General features: G+C 73.7%; 16 protein-coding genes. 9 read left to right on the top strand and 7 right to left on the bottom strand.

Going from position 1 to position 20,539, the window contains the following annotated elements:
* The 3 genes from AB0K03_RS01965 to AB0K03_RS01955 all read right to left on the bottom strand — a co-directional run bounded on the left by AB0K03_RS01965 (nt 1) and on the right by AB0K03_RS01955 (nt 2,037).
* Nucleotides 1-558, bottom strand: coding sequence for a TetR/AcrR family transcriptional regulator (locus AB0K03_RS01965; protein ID WP_364679089.1), 558 nt, complete (start codon nt 556-558; stop codon nt 1-3).
* A 62-nt stretch (nt 559-620) separates the two neighbouring features.
* Nucleotides 621-1,436, bottom strand: coding sequence for a phosphatase PAP2 family protein (locus tag AB0K03_RS01960; protein WP_364679086.1), 816 nt, complete (start codon nt 1,434-1,436; stop codon nt 621-623).
* A 187-nt stretch (nt 1,437-1,623) separates the two neighbouring features.
* Nucleotides 1,624-2,037, bottom strand: coding sequence for a MarR family transcriptional regulator (locus AB0K03_RS01955; protein WP_364679395.1), 414 nt, complete (start codon nt 2,035-2,037; stop codon nt 1,624-1,626).
* A gap of 75 nt (nt 2,038-2,112) precedes the next feature.
* On the opposite strand from AB0K03_RS01955, the gene AB0K03_RS01950 reads away from it, so the two are divergent.
* Nucleotides 2,113-3,891, top strand: a complete 1,779-nt coding sequence (locus AB0K03_RS01950; RefSeq protein WP_364679083.1) for an ABC transporter ATP-binding protein — start codon at nt 2,113-2,115, stop codon at nt 3,889-3,891.
* Here AB0K03_RS01950 and AB0K03_RS01945 read toward each other — a convergent pair.
* From AB0K03_RS01945 to AB0K03_RS01935, 3 genes are all read right to left on the bottom strand, one after another.
* The gene (locus AB0K03_RS01945) at nt 3,775-4,557 is read right to left on the bottom strand and encodes a phosphatase PAP2 family protein (protein ID WP_364679080.1); all 783 of its coding nucleotides are present in this window, start codon (nt 4,555-4,557) and stop codon (nt 3,775-3,777) included. The genes AB0K03_RS01950 and AB0K03_RS01945 overlap by 117 nt on opposite strands.
* A gap of 108 nt (nt 4,558-4,665) precedes the next feature.
* Entirely contained in the window at nt 4,666-6,030 is a 1,365-nt protein-coding gene (locus AB0K03_RS01940) for an NAD(P)/FAD-dependent oxidoreductase (RefSeq protein ID WP_364679078.1), read from the bottom strand.
* Nucleotides 6,031-6,102: 72 nt separating this feature from the next.
* Nucleotides 6,103-7,944 carry a polysaccharide deacetylase family protein gene (locus tag AB0K03_RS01935; RefSeq protein WP_364679076.1) on the bottom strand — a complete coding sequence of 614 codons (1,842 nt, stop codon included), beginning with the start codon at nt 7,942-7,944 and terminating at the stop codon, nt 6,103-6,105.
* Nucleotides 7,945-8,306: 362 nt separating this feature from the next.
* Between AB0K03_RS01935 and AB0K03_RS01930 the strand changes: the two genes are divergently transcribed.
* From AB0K03_RS01930 to AB0K03_RS01900, 7 genes are all read left to right on the top strand, one after another.
* The gene (locus AB0K03_RS01930) at nt 8,307-9,455 is read left to right on the top strand and encodes a Gfo/Idh/MocA family oxidoreductase (RefSeq protein WP_364679073.1); all 1,149 of its coding nucleotides are present in this window, start codon (nt 8,307-8,309) and stop codon (nt 9,453-9,455) included.
* A 15-nt stretch (nt 9,456-9,470) separates the two neighbouring features.
* Nucleotides 9,471-10,598 carry a DegT/DnrJ/EryC1/StrS family aminotransferase gene (locus AB0K03_RS01925; protein ID WP_364679070.1) on the top strand — a complete coding sequence of 376 codons (1,128 nt, stop codon included), beginning with the start codon at nt 9,471-9,473 and terminating at the stop codon, nt 10,596-10,598.
* Entirely contained in the window at nt 10,582-11,223 is a 642-nt protein-coding gene (locus AB0K03_RS01920) for an acyltransferase (RefSeq protein ID WP_364679067.1), read from the top strand. Before AB0K03_RS01925 ends, AB0K03_RS01920 begins: the two co-directional genes overlap by 17 nt.
* Complete coding sequence (locus AB0K03_RS01915; RefSeq protein WP_364679064.1) at nt 11,220-11,840, top strand: sugar transferase; 621 nt, start codon at nt 11,220-11,222, stop codon at nt 11,838-11,840. The genes AB0K03_RS01920 and AB0K03_RS01915 overlap by 4 nt, the downstream gene beginning before the upstream one ends.
* Nucleotides 11,840-14,863: a lipid II flippase MurJ gene (locus AB0K03_RS01910; protein ID WP_364679061.1), complete on the top strand. Its 3,024-nt coding sequence runs from the start codon at nt 11,840-11,842 to the stop codon at nt 14,861-14,863. The genes AB0K03_RS01915 and AB0K03_RS01910 overlap by 1 nt, the downstream gene beginning before the upstream one ends.
* Nucleotides 14,860-16,062 (top strand): glycosyltransferase family 4 protein, encoded by a 1,203-nt coding sequence (locus tag AB0K03_RS01905; RefSeq protein WP_364679058.1) that lies wholly within the window; start codon nt 14,860-14,862, stop codon nt 16,060-16,062. Before AB0K03_RS01910 ends, AB0K03_RS01905 begins: the two co-directional genes overlap by 4 nt.
* A gap of 85 nt (nt 16,063-16,147) precedes the next feature.
* Nucleotides 16,148-17,581 (top strand): polysaccharide biosynthesis tyrosine autokinase, encoded by a 1,434-nt coding sequence (locus AB0K03_RS01900; protein WP_364679056.1) that lies wholly within the window; start codon nt 16,148-16,150, stop codon nt 17,579-17,581.
* Here the strand turns inward: AB0K03_RS01900 and AB0K03_RS01895 are convergent.
* A complete protein-coding gene (locus AB0K03_RS01895) occupies nt 17,566-18,723 on the bottom strand; it encodes a cellulase family glycosylhydrolase (RefSeq protein WP_364679054.1) in 1,158 nt (385 codons plus the stop codon). The genes AB0K03_RS01900 and AB0K03_RS01895 overlap by 16 nt on opposite strands.
* 140 nt (nt 18,724-18,863) lie before the next feature.
* Here AB0K03_RS01895 and AB0K03_RS01890 point away from each other — a divergent pair, with 140 nt between their 5' ends.
* Nucleotides 18,864-20,510 carry a fibronectin type III domain-containing protein gene (locus AB0K03_RS01890; protein WP_364679051.1) on the top strand — a complete coding sequence of 549 codons (1,647 nt, stop codon included), beginning with the start codon at nt 18,864-18,866 and terminating at the stop codon, nt 20,508-20,510.
* Nucleotides 20,511-20,539 lie beyond the last annotated feature (29 nt).

Genomic DNA, 20,539 nt, shown 5'->3' with positions numbered 1-20,539 from the left:
TCAGTCCTTGTCGTCGGGAGAGTCGGCTGGGGGCATCAGGGCACGGCGGGCGACGCCGATGAGGGCGGCCCGCAGCTCGGCGGCGTCGCGCTGTGCATCGACGACCACGGCCGCGATCCCGGCTAGCACCACTTCCGCGGCGAGACAGGCGGCGGGGTCGGCGGAGCGGCCGGCGAACGCGGCGCAGAGCGAGTCGATGACCGGGCGCAGGCCGGCGAACGCGGGCTCCTCGAGGAACTGCGGGATGCCGTCGTAGATGAGCGCGACCTCGCGCCGGTTACCCAGCACGAGGTCGACGAACCCCTCGATCGCGGCCTCCTGGGCGGCCGCCGGGGCGAGGGTGTCCAGGCGCGCCAGCAGGTCGGTGAGCTCCTGCGCGGCCGGCGCGGTGAGCGCGGCGAGGATCGCGTCCTTGCTGGCGAAGTGGTAGAGCAGCGTGGCCTTGGAGCAGCCGACCTCGGCCGCGATGGCCTGCAGGGACGTGCCCTTGTAGCCGGTGTGGGCGAACTGCCCGGCGGCGACGCGGAGGATCTCGTCGCGGGTGTTGACACGAGCCATGCAACCCAGCATGCCTGACCGATCGGTCAGAGACTGGCCGATCGGTCAGGAAGTGGCCCAGGTTACAGAATCGGCGCCGCCGCGGCGGGCTCGGCGGGCGCCCGCGGCGCGGGGATCGCCGCCGGCGGCGCGGTCACCGGCCTCGGCAGGATCAGGAGTACGGAGGTGAGCAGCGCGATCGCGACGATGGCGTCCAGCCAGTAGTGGTTGCCCGTCGCCACCACGACGAACAGCGTGGCGATCGGGTGCGCGAGCCACAGCCAGCGCCACCGGCCGCGAGTCGCGGCGATGAGCGTGATCGCCACGGCGAACGCCCAGCCGACGTGCAGCGAGGGCATGGCCGCGTACTGGTTGGCCATCGTGTCGGCGGTCGGCGGGCCGTAGACCGACGGGCCGTAGCGCAGGCCGGTGTCGATCATGCCCGGGACGGTCATCCGCGGCGGCGCGAGCGGCACGAGAAGGTGCACGACCAGCGCCACGGTGGTCAGGCACGCCAGCGTCCGGCGCATCCAGCGGTAGAGCACCGGCCGGCGCACGTACATCCAGATCAGCGCGGCCGCGGTGGCCGGGAAGTGCACGTACGCGTAATAGCAGTTGGCCACCCGCACGAGCGCGCGATGGTCGATGACCAGGCCCTGCACCAGCGTCTCGGCGGGCAGCCGGACGGCACGCTCGAGGTCCCAGACGCGCACGGCGTTGCCCATCGCCTCGGCGACGTGGCCGGTCGCGAGCATGCGCCCGGCCTGGTACGCCGCGAACAGCGCCGCCACCAGCAGGATCTCGCGCACGGCCGCGCGCACGGCGACCCGCCGGGCGCTCCCGGCCTGCTCCGCCACCGTCACGGCGGTCCCCCGTTCCCGCGCCGGCTCGGACGGCACTGAGGGAGATCTTGGACCCCCGGCCATCCGGACGTCACCCTCCGGACGCTCTGATGTGATCAGACGCTCATCCGGGTGACACCCCCGTACAGGGAATCAGTGAACCGTTTTTCAGCCTGGCATCGAGCCCGGCGGCGCCGGGCCGTCGACCAGCGGCGGCCGGGGCCGGCCCCGCCGCGGTGAAAGTTCAGTCGCGCAACTTACGCAGCAGCCGGGTCAGCTCCGTGCGCTCCTGGGGGGTGAGCGCGCCGAAGAACCGCTCGGCCTCGGCGTGCCGGGCGGCGCGGATCCGGTCGCCGGCCGCCTTGCCCGCCGGGGTGAGCGTGACCAGCGTGGCCCGCCGGTCCCCGGGGTCGGGACCACGCTCGACGAGACCACGCCGCTCCAGGTCGTCGACGACCTCGGTCGCCGAGCGCGCGGCGATGTGCAGGTGCTCGGCGAGCGCACCGGGGCGCAGCGGGCCGTGCCGCATCAGCACCGCCAGCGCGCGAGCGTGCGACGGGGCGATCCGCAGCGGGTCCAGTGTCTCGCGGCTGAGGTGACGCAGGCGACGGGCGACGGCCCAGAAGAGCTCCGAGAGGGTGCTGTCCTCCACGGGAATACCGTACCAGCGATTGCGGTTGTTCCCTCATGTTGAGGTAACCTCAGCATGTCCCGTACGGAAGAAGGTCCGCTCTTGGCATCCCCCCGACGCTCCGCAACCGTCACCGCCGCCGAGAAGGCGCAGGCGAGAACCGTCTCGCTGCGTCGCATCGGCCGGCTCTTCACCGCACACCGGCGACAGCTCGCCGTGGTCGTCGCGATCATCGTGGCCTCCTCGGTGATCTCCATGGCCTCGCCGTTCCTGCTGCGCGAGGTCATCGACGTCGCGCTCCCCCACCGGGACCTCGCGCTGCTCGGCTGGCTCGTGGCCGGCATGGTCGCCGTCGCCGCCGTGACCTCCGCGCTCGGCGTGGTCCAGACCTGGATCTCCACGACGGTCGGCCAGCGGGTCATGCACCGGCTGCGCGTCGACGTCTTCACGCACCTGCACCGGCAGTCGGTCGCGTTCTTCACGCGCACCCGCACCGGCGAGGTCCAGTCGCGCATCACCAACGACATCGGCGGCATGCAGTCCGTCGTCACCTCCACCGCCACGTCGATCGCGTCCAACCTCACCACGGTCGTGGCCACCGCGGTCGCCATGGCCGCGCTGTCCTGGCAGCTGTCGCTGGTCTCGCTGGTCGTGCTGCCGCCGGCGATCCACCTGACCCGGCGGGTGGCCGGCCTGCGCCGGACCGTCACCGCCCAGCGCCAGCGCGAGCTCGCCGATCTCAACGTCACCGTCGAGGAAGGCCTGTCCATCAGCGGCGTCCAGCTGAGCAAGACCATGGGTACGGGCGCCGCCCTCGTCCAGCGCTTCACGGCCTCGTCCGAGCGACTGATCGACCTGGAGCTGCGCTCGGAGCTCGCGGGGCGCTGGCGCATGGCCTCGATGACGATCCTCTTCGCCGCCATCCCGGCGGTCATCTACCTCAGCGCCGGCCTGCCCTTCACCCGCGGCACGCTGAGCATCGGCATCCTGGTCGCGTTCACGTCCCTGCAGGCGGGGCTGTTCCGCCCGCTGATGGGGCTCCTCGGGGTCGGCGTCTCGCTCACCAGCTCGCTGGCCCTGTTCGCGCGCATCTTCGAATACCTGGACCTGCCCGTCGAGGTCGACGACCCGCCGCACCCGGTCGCCGTCGACCCGGCCCGCGTCGCCGGGCACCTGCGCTTCGAGGACGTCACGTTCACGTACCCGGGCAGCGGGACGGCCGCGGTCGCCGGGGTGAGCCTCGAGGTGCCGGCCGGCACCTCGCTGGCCCTGGTCGGCGAGACCGGATCCGGCAAGAGCACGATCGCCGCACTGATCGCCCGGCTGCACGACCCTGGCGCCGGCCGGGTCACGATCGACGGTATCGACGTCCGCGACCTGCGGCCGGCCGACCTCGCCGCGATCGTCGGCGTGGTGAGCCAGGAGACGTACCTGCTGCACACCACCGTGCGGGAGAACCTGCGCTACGCCAAGCCGGAGGCGACCGACGAGCAGATCGAGCAGGCCGCCCGGGCCGCGCAGATCCACGACCTGATCAGCGCGTTGCCGGACGGCTACGACACCGTCGTCGGCTCCCGCGGCCACCGCTTCTCCGGCGGCGAGAAGCAGCGCATCGCCATCGCCCGGACGCTGCTGCGCGACCCGCGGATCCTGGTGCTGGACGAGGCGACGAGCGCGCTGGACACCGAGACCGAGCGGGCCGTGCAGCGCGCCTTCGACGAGCTGGCCCGGGGCCGGACCACCGTCACGATCGCGCACCGGCTGTCAACGGTCCGCGGCGCCGACCAGATCGCGGTGCTGGACCACGGGCGCATCCTCGAGTCGGGGACGCACGACGCGCTGATCGGCGGCGGCGGCCGGTACGCGGCGCTGGCGGCGTGACGCGACCAGGATCCCGGCCGTCACGACGGCCACCCCGGCGACCGCGTCGAGCACCCAGTGGTTGCCGGTGCCGACCACCACGGCCGCGGTGATCCCCGCGTACAGGAAACCGAGGATGCGCGGCAGCAGGCCGCGCAGCGACCAGGCCACCCAGAACGCCCAGCCGACGTGCAGTGACGGCATGGCCGCCAGCTCGTTGGTGAGTGAGCCCAGCCCGGCCGGCGCGGACGCGTGGCTCGACCACCAGCCCAGGTCCGCGGTGCTCGCCAGGACGTCGACGTAGCCGCCCGCCATGAGTCGCGGCGGTGCGGTCGGCAGGAGCACATAGCCGACCAGCCCGAGCGCCGAGCCGGTGATCAGGGCGTTGCGGGCCACCGGGTAGCGCTCAGGGCGGCGGCGGTAGAGCCACACCAGCACGAGCGGGGTGACCAGGTAGTGCAGCGCGGCGTACCAGAACGACATGCTCGCCGCGGCCCACGGCGTCGCGCTGACGGCGTGGTTGACGGCCGCCTCCACGTCCAGGCCCAGCGGCCGTTCCAGGCTCAGCACCGCGCCGGCGTGACGCCGTGCGGCCGCCAGGTCGGTGTCGGCCAGCATCCGCGCCCCGCTGTAGGCCCCGAACAGGGCCAGCAGCAGGACGATCTCGCGTACGCCCTGTCGCGTCACAGGCTTCCTCGGCTTGAACACCAGGGGATCCTGACGCAAACGGCGGGCGGCGCGGATCTGGCTACGGGCCGAGTCGATCTCTGCCTTTCGGCCGGTGGCCCCGCGCCGTCAGCGGCGGTCCGAGCCGGCGGAAGCCTCCACTTTGCGGCGTTCGAAGGGGTCGCCGTACTCGCGGACGGCGGCTCGGGCGTACGCCTGCTGGAACGTCGCCACCCGCTCCGAGCGGCCCCGGCCCAGGAAGCTGACGGCCCAGTGCAGCACCGCGGTGACCCGGTTCTTGAAGCCGACCAGGTAGAGCAGGTGCACCGCGAGCCAGATGAGCCAGCCCAGGAAGCCCGACAGGTGCACCTTGCCGATGCTGGCGACCGCGCTGAACCGCGAGATCGTGGCCATGCTGCCCTTGTCGAAGTACCTGAACTTCTGGCCGGTCTCCTTGCCCGCCAGGCGGCGCTTGATCTGATCGGCGGCGTGCCGGCCGCTCTGGATCGCGACCTGCGCGACGCCGGGCAGGTCGTCCAGCGCCATCATGTCGCCGACCGCGAAGATCTCCGGGTGCCCGGGCACCGTGCAGTCGGGCTCCACCTTGATCCGCCCCGCCCGGTCGGTCGGCGCGCCGGTGACCTCGGCGAGCCGCCGCGACAGCGCCGGCGCGGCCACGCCCGCCGCCCACATCTTGGTCATCGACTCGATCCGCTGGTGCCCGCGCTTGGTGTCGACCTCGATGCCGGTGGCGTCCACGCCGACCACCATCGTCTCCAGCTCCACCTCGACGCCGAGCAGGTGCAGCTGCCGCAGCGCGCGGGTGGACAGGTGGTCACCGAACGTCTTGAGCACCGCGTCCACCGCGTCGACCAGGATGATCCGGGCCTTGCGGGGGTCGATGTGCCGGTACTGCCCGGGCAGCGTGCGGTGGGCCAGCTCGGCGATCTGGCCCGCCATCTCCACGCCGGTCGGGCCGGCTCCGACCACCACGAACGTCATCCACCGCTCGATCTCGGCCGGGTCGGTGTGCAGGTCGGCGAGCTCGAACGCGCCGAAGATCCGGGCCCGCAGCTCCAGGGCGTCGTCGATGCTCTTCATGCCGGGCGCGTAGTCGGCGAACTGGTCCTTGCCGAAGTAGGACTGCGAGGCGCCGGCGCCGACGATGAGCGTGTCGTACTCGACCGTGTAGTCGATGCCGGGCGCCTCGACCGAGACCACCTTGGCGTCCACATCGACGTCGGTGACCCAGCCGAGCCGCACGTCGACGTTGTCCTGCCGCCGGAGGATCTCGCGGATCGGCGGGGCGACCTCGCCCTCGGAGAGGATGCCCGTGGCCACTTGGTAGAGCAGCGGCTGGAAGAGGTGGTACGCCGTGCCGTTGATCAGCGTGATGTCGACGTCGGCTCGCCGCAGCGCCTTGGTGGCGAAAAGCCCGCCGAAACCGGCGCCGACGATCACCACGCGGTGCCGGCGGTCTGTGCTCTTGGACATCGATGTCTCCGGAGGTCGTGGGCGTATTCCGTACGGTACGTCGTTCCCTCGCCCGGTGGGTTGTACTCTCGCTCACCCAGTGGCCGTCATCGCATATGCGTCGGTGGTGAGCACCCCCGTCCCGGCCAGCGTGAGGCCGAAGGTGACCGAGCGGGTTCCGGCCGGCACGACCGGCGAGTGGAACTGCGCCGTGGTGTAGCTCTCCGACGGGCCGAACGGCGGACTCTGCGTCCAGTACGACCACGCGCCGTCCTCGGCCTGCCGGTAGAGGGTGAAGAACACCGGCGCCGTGGACTTGTACGCGACGCTGAGGGCGTACGTGGCGCCGGCCGTGACGGTCGGCGCGCAGTTGACGCTGTCCCACGCCGGCACCAGCTTGGCGTCGCCGTCGGTCCAGCTCGTGATCTCCAGGCGCTGGGCGTACGTGCCGTCCGCCGCGTCGGTGACCCGGGTCCACTGCGGTGTGTTGGCGCCGTAGCCCGCTCCCGTCCAGCACTGCGGGAAGCCGTCGGCGCCCGGCGTCTCCAGGGACGCGTTGCGCAGCGCGTTCACCCCCGGCGGCGCGGGTTCGGGCGCCGCCGGCGTGTCGACGAAGCCGTAGTCGTCGGTGGTCAGCGTGCCGACGCTGTCGATGGTCAGCCCGAAGCTGACGCCGGCCACGTCCGCGGGCACGGGCGGCGCGATCCAGGACGCGCGGGTCCAGCCGGTGGCCGGGGCGAGGCGCGGGCTCTGCGTCCAGTACGACCACCACCCCACGGCGCTGCGCCGGTACAGCGTGAAGAACACCTGGACGTCGGACTTGTACCAGGCGCTCACCTCGTACGTGTGTCCCGCGGCGATCTGCAGTGAGCAGCTGCCGAGGTCGAAGGCGGGCACCATCTTGGCGTCGCCGTCCGTGCGGTCGCTCATGACGATCTGCGCGCCGTACGTGCCGCTGTGCGCGTCGGTGACCCGCGCGTGGGTCACGGTGTTGCTGCCGTAGCCGGCCCGCTGCCAGCAGTCGGGGTCGGCGCCGGTGGCCGGGTCCTCGAACGACGGGTTGCGGACGGTGTTGACGCCCGGGCCGCCCGGGTCGGGCGGCGCTTCCGGCGCGACGACGGGATTGGCGGTGCCGCCGAGCGCCTGCCGTACGGTCCGCACCGTGGTCCCCACCGCGGTGCGCGGCTGCAGCCAGGCCAGGAACTGGTCGAGCAGGCCCGCCGGGATGGACTCCAGAGCGCAGCCGTCGCAGACGTGATGCAGGTTGAACGGCAGCCAGCCGCCGTCGTTCTCCGCGTTGAGGACCACCGCCTGCAGGTCGGCGAGCGTCCAGTTCGACTCGACGTCGTCGGGCGTACGGGTGGCGAACCGGTCCGCCGGCGGCACGGTCTCGGTCGAGGGGCAGTCCCCGCAGCTGCGCGGCGACCAGAGGTCACCGACCGAGCGGGCGGTGTCGTATCCACATTGGGCGGCGATGCTCTCGACCGCCGGGCTGAATTCCGCGAATGGGTACGCGAGCGACGTCACCGTGAATCCCCAGGACGACAATGTGTCGCGGTCCTGACAGATCTGCCGATTCACCTCCTGCGCATTCAGGGTGGTGAGGTCCGGATGGGAGACGGTATGTCCGCCTATCTCGTGGCCGTTCGCCGACAGCGTTTCGAGATCGTCGCGGGTCATGTACCCCGGTTGACCGACGAGCGCCGAATTGATGTAGAAGGTGCCCACCATGCCGTATTTCTCCAGCAGCGCCCGGCCGGCCAGTTGATCGGCGACCCCGTCATCGAAGGTGAATGTCACGGTCAACGGCTTCTCCGGCGACGCCACCGCGGCGACCGGCATCGGCACCATGCCGGCCGCGACCGCCGCCGCCGCGAAGATCCGCAGGCCGCGCCCTTGCGCCCGGGTGGCCCCCGGACCCCGTCCTACCCTCACTGCAATCCCCTCCCGCACCGTCGTCGTCCATGAATGAAATGACGGTCGCACGCCGAAATGCAAACCCGTGATGAACGGGTGGCGGATTTCTTACAGCGCTGCCAATACGGGCACTTGGGAAGTCCTCGCCGATTTCGGGGAGATTACTGCGGGAGCCCTTCCGAGTGCGGCGCGGCCAATGCGAATGCGCTGACCTGCGCAGGCCGAGATCACCGGAAACGTCGGATCATTTCGGCCTCAGCCGGACGGCCGACGGTGTCGTCCTAATGGGTGGTACCTGCGCCCGCACGGGTCGTCGAATACTCGGCGCCGGAACGCTTTCGCCGATGACGGCAACGGTGCGAATTTCGAGGGGCGGGAAAATGGTGGCACACCGGAACGGCTCCGTTCAGGACGGTCGGACCGCCGGCGCGCCGCCGGGCACGCCGGGCTCCGGCGGCGTCCGGGTCGGCGTCGTCGGCGTCGGGTACTGGGGATCGAAACAGCTGCGGGTCATGAGCTCGACCCCCGGGGTGAGCCAGGCCGTCGCGATCGACGCGCGGCTGCCGCTGCTGTCCGGCATGGCACACCTGCTCGCCGACGGCCGCGGCTACACCTCGCTGCGGGCGGCGCTGCCGTACGTCGACGCCGTGGTGGTCGCCACGCCGCCCGCCACGCACGTCGAGGTCGCCCTGGAGGCCGTGCGGGCCGGCAAGCACGTGCTCGTGGAGAAGCCGCTGGCGACCAGCCCGGGCGGCGCGCGGCAGCTCATCGCCGCGGCCCGGGACGCCGGCGTGACGCTCATGGTCGGGCACACGTTCGAGTACAACGGCGCGGTCGTCATGCTGCGGGAGCTGGTGCAGACGCAGGAGCTCGGCGACCTGTACTACCTGGACAGCGCCCGCCTCAACCTGGGCCTGTACCAGAGCGACGTCAACGTCGTGTCCGACCTGGCTCCGCACGACATCTCCATCGCCAACTACGTGCTGGGCACGACGCCCACGTCCGTACGGGCCTGGGGCTCGCACCACGTCGACCCGGTCTTCGAGGACGTGGCGCACCTCGAACTCGACTACGCCGACGCGGGCGTCAGCGCGCACATCCACGTGAGCTGGCTGGACCCGCGCAAGGTCCGCCAGGTCACCGCGGTGGGCTCCAAGAAGATGGCCGTGTACGACGACACGAACGCCGCCGAGCGCATCCGGGTGCACGACAAGGCGGTCCTGCCGAACACCGACCGCCGCTCGCCGTCGCGGTTCAGCTATCACCACGGCGCGATCACGTCGCCGGTGGTGCCGTTCGAGGAGCCGCTGGCCGTGCAGGCCCGCCACTTCGTCCAGTGCATCGCCTCCGGCGCCAGCCCGCGTACCGACGGCGCCAACGGGCTCGCCGTCGTGGAGGTCATCGAAGCGGCCCAGCTGTCGCTCGCCCAGGAGCGCCGGGTGCTGCTCGAGGAGGTGGCGGGGCCCGGCTCCCGGGCGCCGGCGCTCGTGCCCCAGCCCCGCCCGGCCCGCGCCGGCGTGCGCGACTGACGGAGGGATCGACGCATGCGAACCGACGTCCCGTTCACGGATCTGCCGGCCATGGCCCGCGAGATCTGGCCCGGCATCGCGCCGGAGTTCACCGAGGCGCTGCTGACCGGGCAGTACATCGGCGGCGCGCCCGTCGCCGAGTTCGAGCGCCGCTGGGCCCGCTACTGCGGCGCCGGGCACGCGGTCGGCGTCGCCAACGGCACCGACGCGCTGGAGCTCACCCTGCTGGCGCTGGGCATCGGCGCCGGCGACGAGGTCGTCGTGCCGGCCAACACCTTCATCGCCACGGCCGCCGCCGTCGTGCGCGCCGGTGCGACGCCGGTCTTCACCGACGTGGACCCGGACACGCTGCTGCTGACGCCGGAGCTGCTCGCCGCGGCCCTCACGCCGAGGACCCGGGCGGTCATGGTCGTCCACCTGTACGGCAACGTCGCCGACCTCGACGGCATCGAGCGCGTGGCGCGGGCCGCCGGCATCCACGTCGTCGAGGACGCGGCGCAGGCGCACGGCGCCGGGCGCGACGACCGGCGGGCCGGCTCGGCGGGGGTCGCGGGGTGCTTCAGCTTCTACCCCGGCAAGAACCTGGGCGCGCTCGGCGACGGCGGCGCGGTCGTGACCGGCGATCCGGAGCTGGCCGAGCGCGTACGGGCCCTGGCCAACCACGGCCGCAGCAACGGCTCCGCGCACTACGAGCACGAGTTCGTCGGCACCAACAGCCGGCTCGACACGCTGCAGGCGATCGCCCTCACCGCGAAGCTGAGCCGCCTCGACGACTGGACGGACGCGCGGATCGCGCTCGCCGAGGGCTACCGCAAACGGCTCGCGGGCACCCCGGTCCGGCTGACCGGCGTCGAGGACGGGGTGCGGCACGCGTACCACCTCATGGTCGCCCGGGTCGACCGGCGCGACGAGGTCCGCGACGCCCTGCACCGGCGCGGCATCCAGACCGGCGTGCACTACCCGGTCCCCTGTCACCGGCAGCCGCCGCTGCGCCGGTACGCGCGCGGCCCCCTGCCGGTCTGCGAGGAGGCGGCGCGCACGCAGTTCTCGCTGCCGCTGTACCCGCACATGACCGAGACCCAGCTCGACCTCGTCTGCGAGGTTCTGGACGAGGCGGTGAGCGGCCGTGCCGGGCAGGGCTGACGATCACGGCTGGGTCGTGGACCCCGGCGTGCACATCGGCTACCCGGCCGCCCGCCGCACCGGGCGCTCCCTGCAGCTCGGCGGTGACGCCCGGCTGCGCAGCGGCACCGTCGTGTACGACGGCTCCCGCATAGGCGCGCACTTCGAGACCGGCCACGGCGTGGTGGTCCGCGAGGACTGCGTGATCGGCGAGCACGTCAGCGTCTGGAGCAACAGCGTCGTCGACTACGGCTGCCGCATCGGCAACCGGGTGAAGATCCACGCGAACTGCTACATCGCCCAGTTCACGTGGCTCGAGGACGACGCGTTCCTGGCGCCCGGGGTCACCATCGCCAACGACCTCTACCCCGGCGACGAGAAGTCGGCGCGGCTGATGAGCGGGCCGCACATCGGCATGGGCGCGCAGATCGGCGTCAACGTGACGATCCTGCCGTTCGTGCACATCGGCGCCGGGGCGATGATCGGGTCCGGCTCGGTGGTGACGCGCAACATCCCCGCGGGGATGGTCGCGTACGGCAACCCTGCCGTCGCGCACCGGCGGGTCGCCGACCTGCCCGGCATCGAGGACCGGGTGGCGTCCATCGTGGACACGTCCGCCGGCGCCGCGGCGGAGCGCCGGTCGTGAGCGCCGTCGTGAAACGCGTCCTCGACGTGGTGCTGGCGGGCGCCGCGCTGCTCGTGCTGGCGCCGCTGCTGGCCGCCGTCTGGGTGGCCGTACGGCTCACCTCGCCCGGCCCGGCGGTGTTCCGGCAGGAACGGCTGGGCCGCGACGAGAAGCCGTTCACCATGTACAAGTTCCGCTCGATGACCGCCGGCGCCGCGGACGGGGCGCACCGCGCGTACGTGCGCGCCATGCTGACCGGCGAACAGCCGCGGGCCGGCGGCGAGTCGGGGCTCTACAAGCTGGAGCGGGACCCGCGGGTGACCCGGGTCGGCGGGTGGCTGCGCCGCACGAGCCTCGACGAGCTGCCGCAGCTGGTGAACGTGCTGCGCGGCGACATGTCGCTGGTGGGCCCGCGGCCGGTGCTCGCGTGGGAGGCCGAGCTGTTCACCGCGCAGCAGCGCGCCCGGTTCGCCGCCCGGCCGGGCCTGACCGGGCTCTGGCAGGTGAGCGGCCGGGCCCGGCTCACCATGCCGCAGGCGCTCGCCCTCGACGTCGAGTACGTGCGCCGGCAGAGCCTGTGGCTCGACCTGACGATCCTGGCCCGGACCCTGCCGGCCCTGCGCCGCGGCACCGCCTGATGAGCACGGCCGTCCGCACCCCGGACGCCCGGCTCGCCGCCCCGGTCGAGGCGGTCGGCGACTCGATGACCGTCGCGGCGTGGACGGTGGTCAGCCGGGTCACCGGGGTGGTACGCGGCGTCGTGATCGCCGCCGTCCTGGGCGTGACCGTCTTCGCCAACACGTACCAGTTCACGAACTCGCTGCCCAATCTCGTGTTCTACGGCCTGCTCGGCGGCTCGATGCTGTCGTCGCTGCTCATCCCGGCGCTCGTCGCGCACGTGGACAGCGGGGACCGCCGGGCCGCCGAGCGGGTGGCGGGCGGCTTCCTCGGCATGATCGTCGCCGGTGCCGCGGTCGCCGTGCCGCTGGCCGCGCTCGCCGCGCCGGGAGCGCTGCACCTCGCTCACGTGGGCGGCCAGGGCAGGACGGCCGTGCTGCTCGTGCTCATGCTGCTGCCGCAGATCCCGCTGTACGGCCTGGTGGCCACCGCCGGCGCGGCGATGAACGCGCACGGCCGGTTCGCGCTCGCCGCGGCGGCCCCCGCGCTGGAGAACGTCGGCACCGTCGCCGTCCTGGCGGTCGTCGCCCTGCGCTACCCGGGCATCGGCGACCTCGCCCAGGCCCCGACCGGCGCGCTGCTGCTGCTCGGCCTCGGCACGACCGGGGCGGTGGCCGCGCACGCCGCCGCGCAGTGGTACGGCGCCCGCCGCGCCGGCGTCCGGCTGCGTCCCCGGGCGGGCTGGCGCGATCGCGAGGTGCGCCGGGTCCTGTCCCGGGCCGCGCCGTCGCTGCTGCAGGCCGCGCTGGCCGCCGTGCAGCTGCTCGTGCTGCTCGTGCTCGCCAACCGGGTGGCGGGCGGGGTGGTCGCGTTCCAGCTGGCGATGAACTTCTACTTCCTGCCGATCGCGCTCGGCGCCACCCCGGTCGCGCTCGCGCTCGCCCCGCGGCTGGCCCGGATGACCGGCCCCGGCGGCCCGGCCATGTTCCGCGACACGTTCCTGCGCGGGCTCGCGTTCGCGCTGTTCATCGCCGCGCCCGCAGCTGCCGGATACCTCGCCGTCGCCGGCCCGATCTCGCGGGCGATGGCGTACGGCGGTTTCGGCACCGACACCGGCACCGGGCTCATCGCGGCCGCGGTGGCGGCGCTGTCCCTGGGAGTGGCCGGAGAGGCGGCGTTCCTCGTGGCGACGTACGCCTGCTACGCCCGCGGGGACACCCGTACGCCGCTGCGCGCGATGGTCCTGCAGCTCGCGGTCTGCCTGGGCGTCGCCTCGGCGGCCCTGTTCGCCGAGGGTGCGCAGGTGCTGACCGTGCTGGGCGCCGCGATGTCCGCCGGCGCGGTCACCGGCGCGGCCTACCTGGTGCGCCGGCTGCTCGTCGCGCTGCCGCCGGGCGAGGAGCGGCTGGCACCGCCGCTGCTGCGGATCGCCGGGATCGCGGTCGTCATGGCGGCGCCCGCACACGCGATCGGCACGGTCGTCTCCGGCCGGATCGGCGGCGCCGCCGGCGGGCTGCTGGCCGTCGCCGCGGCGGGCCTGGTCGGCGCCGGCGTCTACATCGGATTCCAGGTCTGGTCGCGTGCCCCCGAACTCGCGTGGGTCGCCGGGTCGCTGCGCGGCAGACTCCCGCGCCCGGGTCTGCGGACGGCTCGCCGGGGCCGGGTGGGACGCGCGGCGGTCCAGGTGCTTCTGCTGCTGACCTGCGCCGCGCTCGGAGCCCTGCTCGGGCGGGAGCCGCTGCTCGCGGTCGCGGTGCTCGCCGCCGTGGGCCTGGGTACGTGGATCGTGCTGCGGCCGGCCGGGGCGGCGTACCTGATCATCGCCGTGACCCCGCTCACCGCCGGCATCGACCGCGGGACGCTCCTGCCCGTGCTGCGGCCGAACGAGGCGCTCGCCCTGTTCTGCGGCGCGGCGCTGCTGCTGCGGTACGTGCTGACCGTCCGCTCCGGCGCCGTCCGCGTGATGCGCCTCGACCGCCTCGACCTCGCCCTGCTGGGCCTGGCGGTGTGCAGCTCCGTGGTGCCGCTCCTGATGATGCTGGCCCGCCGCCGCGAGATCACCGCCGACGATCTGCAGCACGCGATCGTGCTGTGGAAGTACCTCGGCGTCTACCTCGTCGTGCGGTTCAGCGTGCGGGACGCGAGGCAGGCGTACCGGTGCCTGGCGCTCTCGATGGCGGCGGCGGCGGTGGTCTGCGTGGTCGGCATCCTGCAGTCGCTGAACCTGTTCGGGGTGCCGCGGCTGCTGGGCACGCTGTGGGCGCCGTTCGGCGTGGAGCGGACCCTGGCCATCGGCCGCGGCAGCTCCACGCTGGCCCTCGCCGCGGCCGTCGCGGATCTGGCCGTGCTCAACCTGGCGCTCGCAGTGGGGTTGCTGCTGCACGGGTCGCGCCACCGGGTGCTGCTGGCGGGCGTGGCGACGGTGTGCACGCTGGGGGCGCTGGGGGCCGGTGAGTTCTCCACGATCCTCGGGCTGGTGGTGGCACTGGTGACGCTCGTGGTCGTGTCGCGGGCCACCCGGCTGGCCGCGTACGCGCTGCCCTTGCTGGCCGTCGCGGCGGTGGCGATGTGGCCGGTCATCCAGACCCGGCTCGCCGGCTTCCAGAGCGCCTCCGGGCTGCCCGAGAGCTGGATCGTGCGCTACCACAACCTGAGCACGTACTTCCTGCCCGACCTCGGCGCGCACGGCAACTGGCTGCTGGGCGTCCGGCCGGCGGCGCGGGTGCCGGCGGCGCACGAGGAGTTCGGCTGGGTGTGGATCGAGAGCGGTTACGTGTGGCTGCTCTGGGGTGGCGGGATCCCGCTGCTGGCCGCGTACGCGTGGTTCGTGGTGGTGACCGTGCGCCGCGGCGCCGCGGCAGCCCGGGCGGGGACCGGCCCGGCCGCGACCGTGGGGCTGGCCGTGGCGGCGGTCGTGTCGGCCGGCGTCGTCCTGATGATCTTCGACCCGCATCTGACCTACCGGGGCGCGGCCGACGCCCTGTTCGGCCTGCTGGCGCTGCTGCGGGTCCTCGACCGACACAAGGAGCGAGTGGATTCATGAGCCGACCGATCCGGGTCCTGCTGATGGTGGAGAACGTGGCGCTCGCGCGCGACCACCGGCTGCGCAAGCACGCCGCCGCGCTGGTCGCCGCCGGCCGGTCCGTCACCGTCGTCTGCCGGCGCGACCCCGGCAACCGGGACGTGCCGGGCGTGCGGGTGTTCGACTACCCGCCGCCGCGCGACGGCACGAGCAAGCTCGGCTTCGTCCGCGAGTACCTCTACTCGCTGCTGATGGCCGCCGTGCTGACCGTACGGGCCATGCTCGCCGGCGGCGTGGACGTCGTGCAGATCTCGAGCACGCCGGACCTCGCCTTCGTGCTCGCCGTGCCGCTGCGGCTGCTCGGGCGTACGGTCGTGTTCGACTTCAAGGACCTGTCCCCCGAGATGTACGCGGCCCGCTACGGCACCCGTGAGGGCCTGATGTACGCGCTCCTGCAACGCTTCGAGCACGCGAGCCTGCGGACGGCCGACCACGTCGTCGCGGTCAACGCGTCCGTACGCGAGGTGGCGATGCGCCGCGGCGGCGTCCCGGCGGCCGGCATCACGGTGGTGGGCAACGGGCCGCCCCTGGCCGCTCTCGCCGCGCGGGCGCCCGATCCCGCACTGCGCCGCGGCCGCGAGCACCTGTGCGTGCTGGCCGGGATGATGGGCCCGCAGGACAGCATCCACCTCGCCGTGGAGGCGGTCGCCCGGGTCGTGCGCGAACGGGGGCGTACGGACACCGCGTTCACCTTCATCGGCGCCGGCGACGCGGTGCCGGAGCTGCGGCGGCTGGCCGGCCGGCTCGGGCTCGACCCCTGGGTGTCGTTCCCCGGCTGGGTCGAGCAGGAGCGGCTCTTCGACCATCTGGCCACCGCCGACCTCGGCCTCGAGCCCAACCTCGAGGACTTCGTCACGCCGGTGAAGGCGCTGGAGTACATGGCGTTCGGGCTGCCGTTCGTGGCGTTCGACGTGGCCGAGACCCGGCTCGTCGCCGAAGGCGCGGCCGAGCTGGCGCCGCCGGGCGACGTGCCGGCGTTCGCGGCGCTGATCGACGGTCTGCTGGCCGATCCGGCGCGGCGCGCGGCCCTGGGCGCGACGGGCCGGCGGGTGGTCGCGGAGTCGCTGGCCTGGGAGCACCAGGCGCGGCGCTATCTGACGGTGTTCGACAGGATCCCGCGCGTGAGCCGGGCGGGACGGCGTGCGGAGGCGCGGGCATGACCGACTGCACCGAACTGCGGTCGCCGTCCGTGGCCGATGACCGTGACGGTGAGGGCCGGGCGGGCATGCCCAAGGAGGGACAAGCATGACCGGAGGTGGTTCGGCGCGGCTGGTCCGCGTGCACGGGTGGTGGATCCTGCTGGTGACCGCGCTGGTCACGGCCGCGGCCTACGCGGTGGGCACGACCGCGCCGCGCGAGTTCCGGTCGGCGGCGATCGTCGTGGTGGAGCCCCGGGTACGGGCGAACACCACCCCGGTCCAGCCCGACATGGGTACGGAGAAGCAGCTGGCGCAGTCGGGGCTGGTCGTCGACCCGGCGGCGCGGCGGCTCGGGGTGGACCCGGGCCACCTGGCCGGCGGGCTGTCGGTCAGTGTCGCCCCGGACGCCGACGTGCTGACGTTCGCGTACACGAACGGCGACGCGCTGACCGCCCAGCGGCGGGCGCAGGCGCTGGCGGAGGCGTACGTCGATTACCGCAACGCCGACGACGGGCCGGGCGGCGGCCCCGCGCCGGCCCAGCGCGCGACGCTGGTGACCGACGCGGCGCTGCCGGGCACGCCGGTGCAGCGGCCGGTCACCGTCGATCTCGGGCTGGGCCTGCTGCTCGGGCTGCTCCTCGGGGTCGGCACCGCCCTGGTCCGGGACCGGCTCAGCGACCGGCTGCGCGGCCGCGACGACTTCGCCCGGCTGCTCGGCGGCCCGGTGCTGGCCGGCGTGCCCCGGGAGCGGAGCCGGCGAGGCGAGGACCGGGGCCGGCCGGTGCTGCTGCGGGCGCCGCGCTCCCCCGCCGCCGAGGCGTACCGGTATCTGCGGTCCCGGCTGCAGCCGCTGCTGGGTGAGAACACGACGGTGCTGGTCACGAGCGCGGACGGGCGGGAGGGACGCACGACGGCCGCGACGAACCTGGCGGCGGCCCTCGCCCAGTCCGGCCGGGGCGTCATCCTCGTGGACGCCGACCTGTGCCGCCCCCGGGTCGCCGCCGCCTTCGGGCTCGGCGACGACCTCGGGCTCTCCGATGTGCTGGCCCACGACGTGCCGATCGCGGACGCGCTGCGGCACAGCCCGGTGCCACGGCTGCGGCTGCTCACCGCGGGGCGGCGCGCGGCGGGTGCGGCCGACCTGCTCGGCAGTGACCGGCTGCCGCAGGTGCTGAGGACGCTCCGCGGCTGGTGCGACGTGGTGGTGCTGGACTGCTCCCCCGTGCTGGCCGTCTCCGACGCGATCGTGCTCGCGCAGCTGTGCGACCACGTCGTGCTCGTCGGCGACCTGCGCCGCGCGACGCGCGGATCCGTGGCGCGCGCGGTGGCCGAGCTGTCCCGGGGACGGCTGCTGGGGATTCTGCTCAACGCGTCGCGCCGGGGTGCACCGGCACCCCGTGGCGGCGACACGGCACCGGTGCCGCCGGTCCTGCCATCGGTGGTGCGGTCGGCCCCGGTCGCGCCGACCTCACCCGCACCGGCGGCGTCGACGCTGTACAGCTCGGCGGCGATCGACAACGGCCGTCAGCCACCGCCCTGAGCCGCGGCGAGCCGGCGTCGCAGCCCCACACCCCACAACGCCGTCGGCTCGCCGCCCCAATCGCGGACCAGCGCCCAGCAGTCCGGCCACGGGTTCCAGCTCCAGGCGGCGTACCCGGCGGCGTGCGCCCCGAGCCAGTCCAGAGTGGAATCGGCGAAGCCGCCGCCGCGGACCGCGGAGCGTGGGCAGGCCGCGTCGACGCCGGCGGAGCCCACCGTGAGGGTCGGCCCGATCTCCCCGGCGAAGAGCGGCACCTGCCGGGCGATCGGCGCGAGATCCCGGTCGTAGCAGCGAAGCGCGGAGCAGTACTCGTTGAACGAGTACGCGTGGAACGAGGCCCCGAGCTGCCCCAGCGGGTCGTCCGGGCGGTGCGCGAGCCACCCGGTCAGGCTCTCCGCCCAGTGGATGCCGCCGGCCAGCACGGGCTGCCGCGACCCCGTCGAGCGCACGGCGGCGATGAGCTCGTTCATGCCCGCGGCGACGTACGGGCGGCCCGTGTTGACCGACGTCAAGGTGCAGCCGCCGTCCCGCCAGCACCTCCAGGCCCGGTCGCTGTCGGTGTCGCCGTACGGGAAAGGCTCGTTGAACAGGTCGAACACGACTGCCGCGGTCCGGAACTCGGCGGCGGCCGACCGCCAGAACCCGGGGCTGTGCTCGCGGTCGGGCATCGGCTCCTGCCCGCGGGGCACCCCGTCGCCGGGGGCGCTGCGGTGCAGGTCGAGCACCGCCACGAGGCCCGCCGCGTTGAGCCGCTCGACGAAGGTCCGCACCGCCGACCGGTACGCCCGCCCCGCATGCGCCGCCGGCACCGAGGCGAGCCCCAGCCAGCACTGCTCGTTGAGCGGTACCCGTACGGCTCGGGCACCCCGCCACCGCCGCATCGCCGCCACGACCCGTTCCGAGGGCGGCCCGCCGTCCGGGGTGTCGAAGAAGCCGTCCCCCTCGACGCACGCGTACTCGGCGCCGGAGAAGTTGAACCCGCGCAGCGGCACCTCACGGCCGTCGGCGCCGACGAACCGGTTGCCGTCGACCCGCAACGGCGTGGCCGGCGCGCCCGTGCCCCGGTCCGGGTCCGCGTCGCCGGAGCCGCACCCGGCGGGCACGGCCAGCAGGAGAACCGCGAGCGCGGCCACCAGTCGCACCCCTGCAGTCTCGCGCACGCAGCCGCGGCCGGGGCACAACCGGACAGCTCCTTGACACCGCCTTCACAGCGGCTTGAGGTTCGCCGCCGATCCTTGTCATCGGCGCCGCTGGGGTGCCGACGAGTGGAGGACGAGGACTGATGGGCGTACGACTGCTGGCTACGACCGGTGCCGCCGCTGTGGCCGCGTCGCTGGCGCTGACCGGGACACCGGCGCTCGCCTCGGACGCGGCCGACGTGCTGCCGGCGCCGCAGGGCCTGACCGTGGCCCGGGCCACCGACGAGCCCACCACGATCGTGGCGTCGTGGCAGCCGGTCGAGGGCGCGACCTTCTACCGCATCGACATGCTGCAGGGCGGCACCGAGACGGTCACCTTCGTCCCGGGCGACACGACCAGCTACTCGATCCCCACGACCGGCTCCTGCGTGTCGTACAAGGTGCGGGTGGCCACGGAGAACGCCGCCGGCCCCGGCGAGTACGGCGACTTCGCCGTCGCCGGCACGCTCGCACCGGGCGGCATCATGGGCGCGGTCCCCGGCCGGGACGGCGCCGACGGCGGCATCGGCACGATCAGCTGGAACCCGCCCGTCTGGAGCGGCGAGGCGCCGCTGACCGGATACCGCATGCAGCTGATCCGGTACTCCGACGGCGTCGTGCTGAAGGACGAGGTCACGACCGCCACCAGCCACCGCTTCCCGAACCTGGACCCGGCCCGCACCTACTTGGTGCAGGTGTCCCCGCAGAACCAGTACGGCACGTGCTCCGCGGCGCTCGGCAAGTCGCTCATCGACAAGTACAAGCCGGCCGACCCGACCGGTGCGGCGGCCACCCGCCGGGCGACCTCGACGCAGGTCGACGTCACCTGGAACGCGCCCACGACCGGCCCGGCCCCGGACTACTACCTGGTCAACTACGGCGTCGACAAGCCGAACACCGGCTCGCTGAAGGTCAAGGCGCCGGCCACCTCGGGCGTGATCACCCTGGCCCGCGGCAAGAACTGGATCGTCGAGGTGCGCGCGTACAACGCCAACGGCAGCGGCGTCGCCTCGCTGACCGTGACCGACCCGACGGCGCCCGTGGCGCCCGCCCCGGTGGTGACCGCGCCGGCGCCCGAGAAGATCGCGCCGACCATCAGGGCCGCGCTCACCCGGCCCGCCGACCGCGACGGCTGGCACAACGGCCCGGTCTCCGTGATCTTCACCTGCGTGGACTCGCAGTCCGGCGTGGCCACCTGCCCCTCGCCGGTCACGCTGACCGCCGACGGCGCCGGCCAGAGCGTCACCGGCACCGTGACCGACCGGGCCGGCAACGCCACGACCACCACGGTCACCGGCCTGAACGTCGACACGACGGCCCCCGTGGTGCGGGTGCTCGGCGTCGGCGACACCGCCTACCCGATGAGTGCGATGCCCGCCCCGGCGTGCGACACGACCGACGCCGTCTCCGGCGTGGCGACGCAGGCCGGCCTGACGGTCACCCGCGACGCCGAGGGCCGCTACACGGCGACCTGCACCGGCGCCACCGACGTGGCGGGCAACGCCACGGCGCCCGTGACGGCCACCTACGCGGTCACGCCCAGCGTGCCGGACCTGATCGCGCTGACCCGGCGCTACCTCACGGCGAACAACGCCACGGTGGGCCTGGGCCAGGACCTGACGAACAAGCTGGAGCACGGCCAGTACGACCTGTACGTGAGCAAGGTCCTCAAGGAGCCGAAGGGTAAGAAGGCCGGCCTGACCGCCGCGCAGGCCGACGAGCTGGTCTACTGGGCCCGCCTGCTCGGCTGACCGACCTTCCGCACACAGGGGCGCTGTCC

Origin of the sequence: Actinoplanes sp. NPDC049316 (assembly GCF_040677315.1) — a bacterium.
Lineage (GTDB): Bacteria > Actinomycetota > Actinomycetes > Mycobacteriales > Micromonosporaceae > Actinoplanes.
Note: the sequence above shows the minus strand (reverse complement) of the source record. Positions and strands in the feature narration are given on the sequence as shown.

Coding starts and splice junctions, on each gene's coding strand:
- AB0K03_RS01965 (WP_364679089.1), bottom strand. CDS start 558: ATGGCTCGTGTCAACACCCGCGACGAGATCCTCCGCGTCGCCGCCGGG.
- AB0K03_RS01940 (WP_364679078.1), bottom strand. CDS start 6,030: ATGTCCAAGAGCACAGACCGCCGGCACCGCGTGGTGATCGTCGGCGCC.
- AB0K03_RS01930 (WP_364679073.1), top strand. CDS start 8,307: ATGGTGGCACACCGGAACGGCTCCGTTCAGGACGGTCGGACCGCCGGC.
- AB0K03_RS01925 (WP_364679070.1), top strand. CDS start 9,471: ATGCGAACCGACGTCCCGTTCACGGATCTGCCGGCCATGGCCCGCGAG.
- AB0K03_RS01910 (WP_364679061.1), top strand. CDS start 11,840: ATGAGCACGGCCGTCCGCACCCCGGACGCCCGGCTCGCCGCCCCGGTC.
- AB0K03_RS01905 (WP_364679058.1), top strand. CDS start 14,860: ATGAGCCGACCGATCCGGGTCCTGCTGATGGTGGAGAACGTGGCGCTC.
- AB0K03_RS01900 (WP_364679056.1), top strand. CDS start 16,148: ATGACCGGAGGTGGTTCGGCGCGGCTGGTCCGCGTGCACGGGTGGTGG.
- AB0K03_RS01890 (WP_364679051.1), top strand. CDS start 18,864: ATGGGCGTACGACTGCTGGCTACGACCGGTGCCGCCGCTGTGGCCGCG.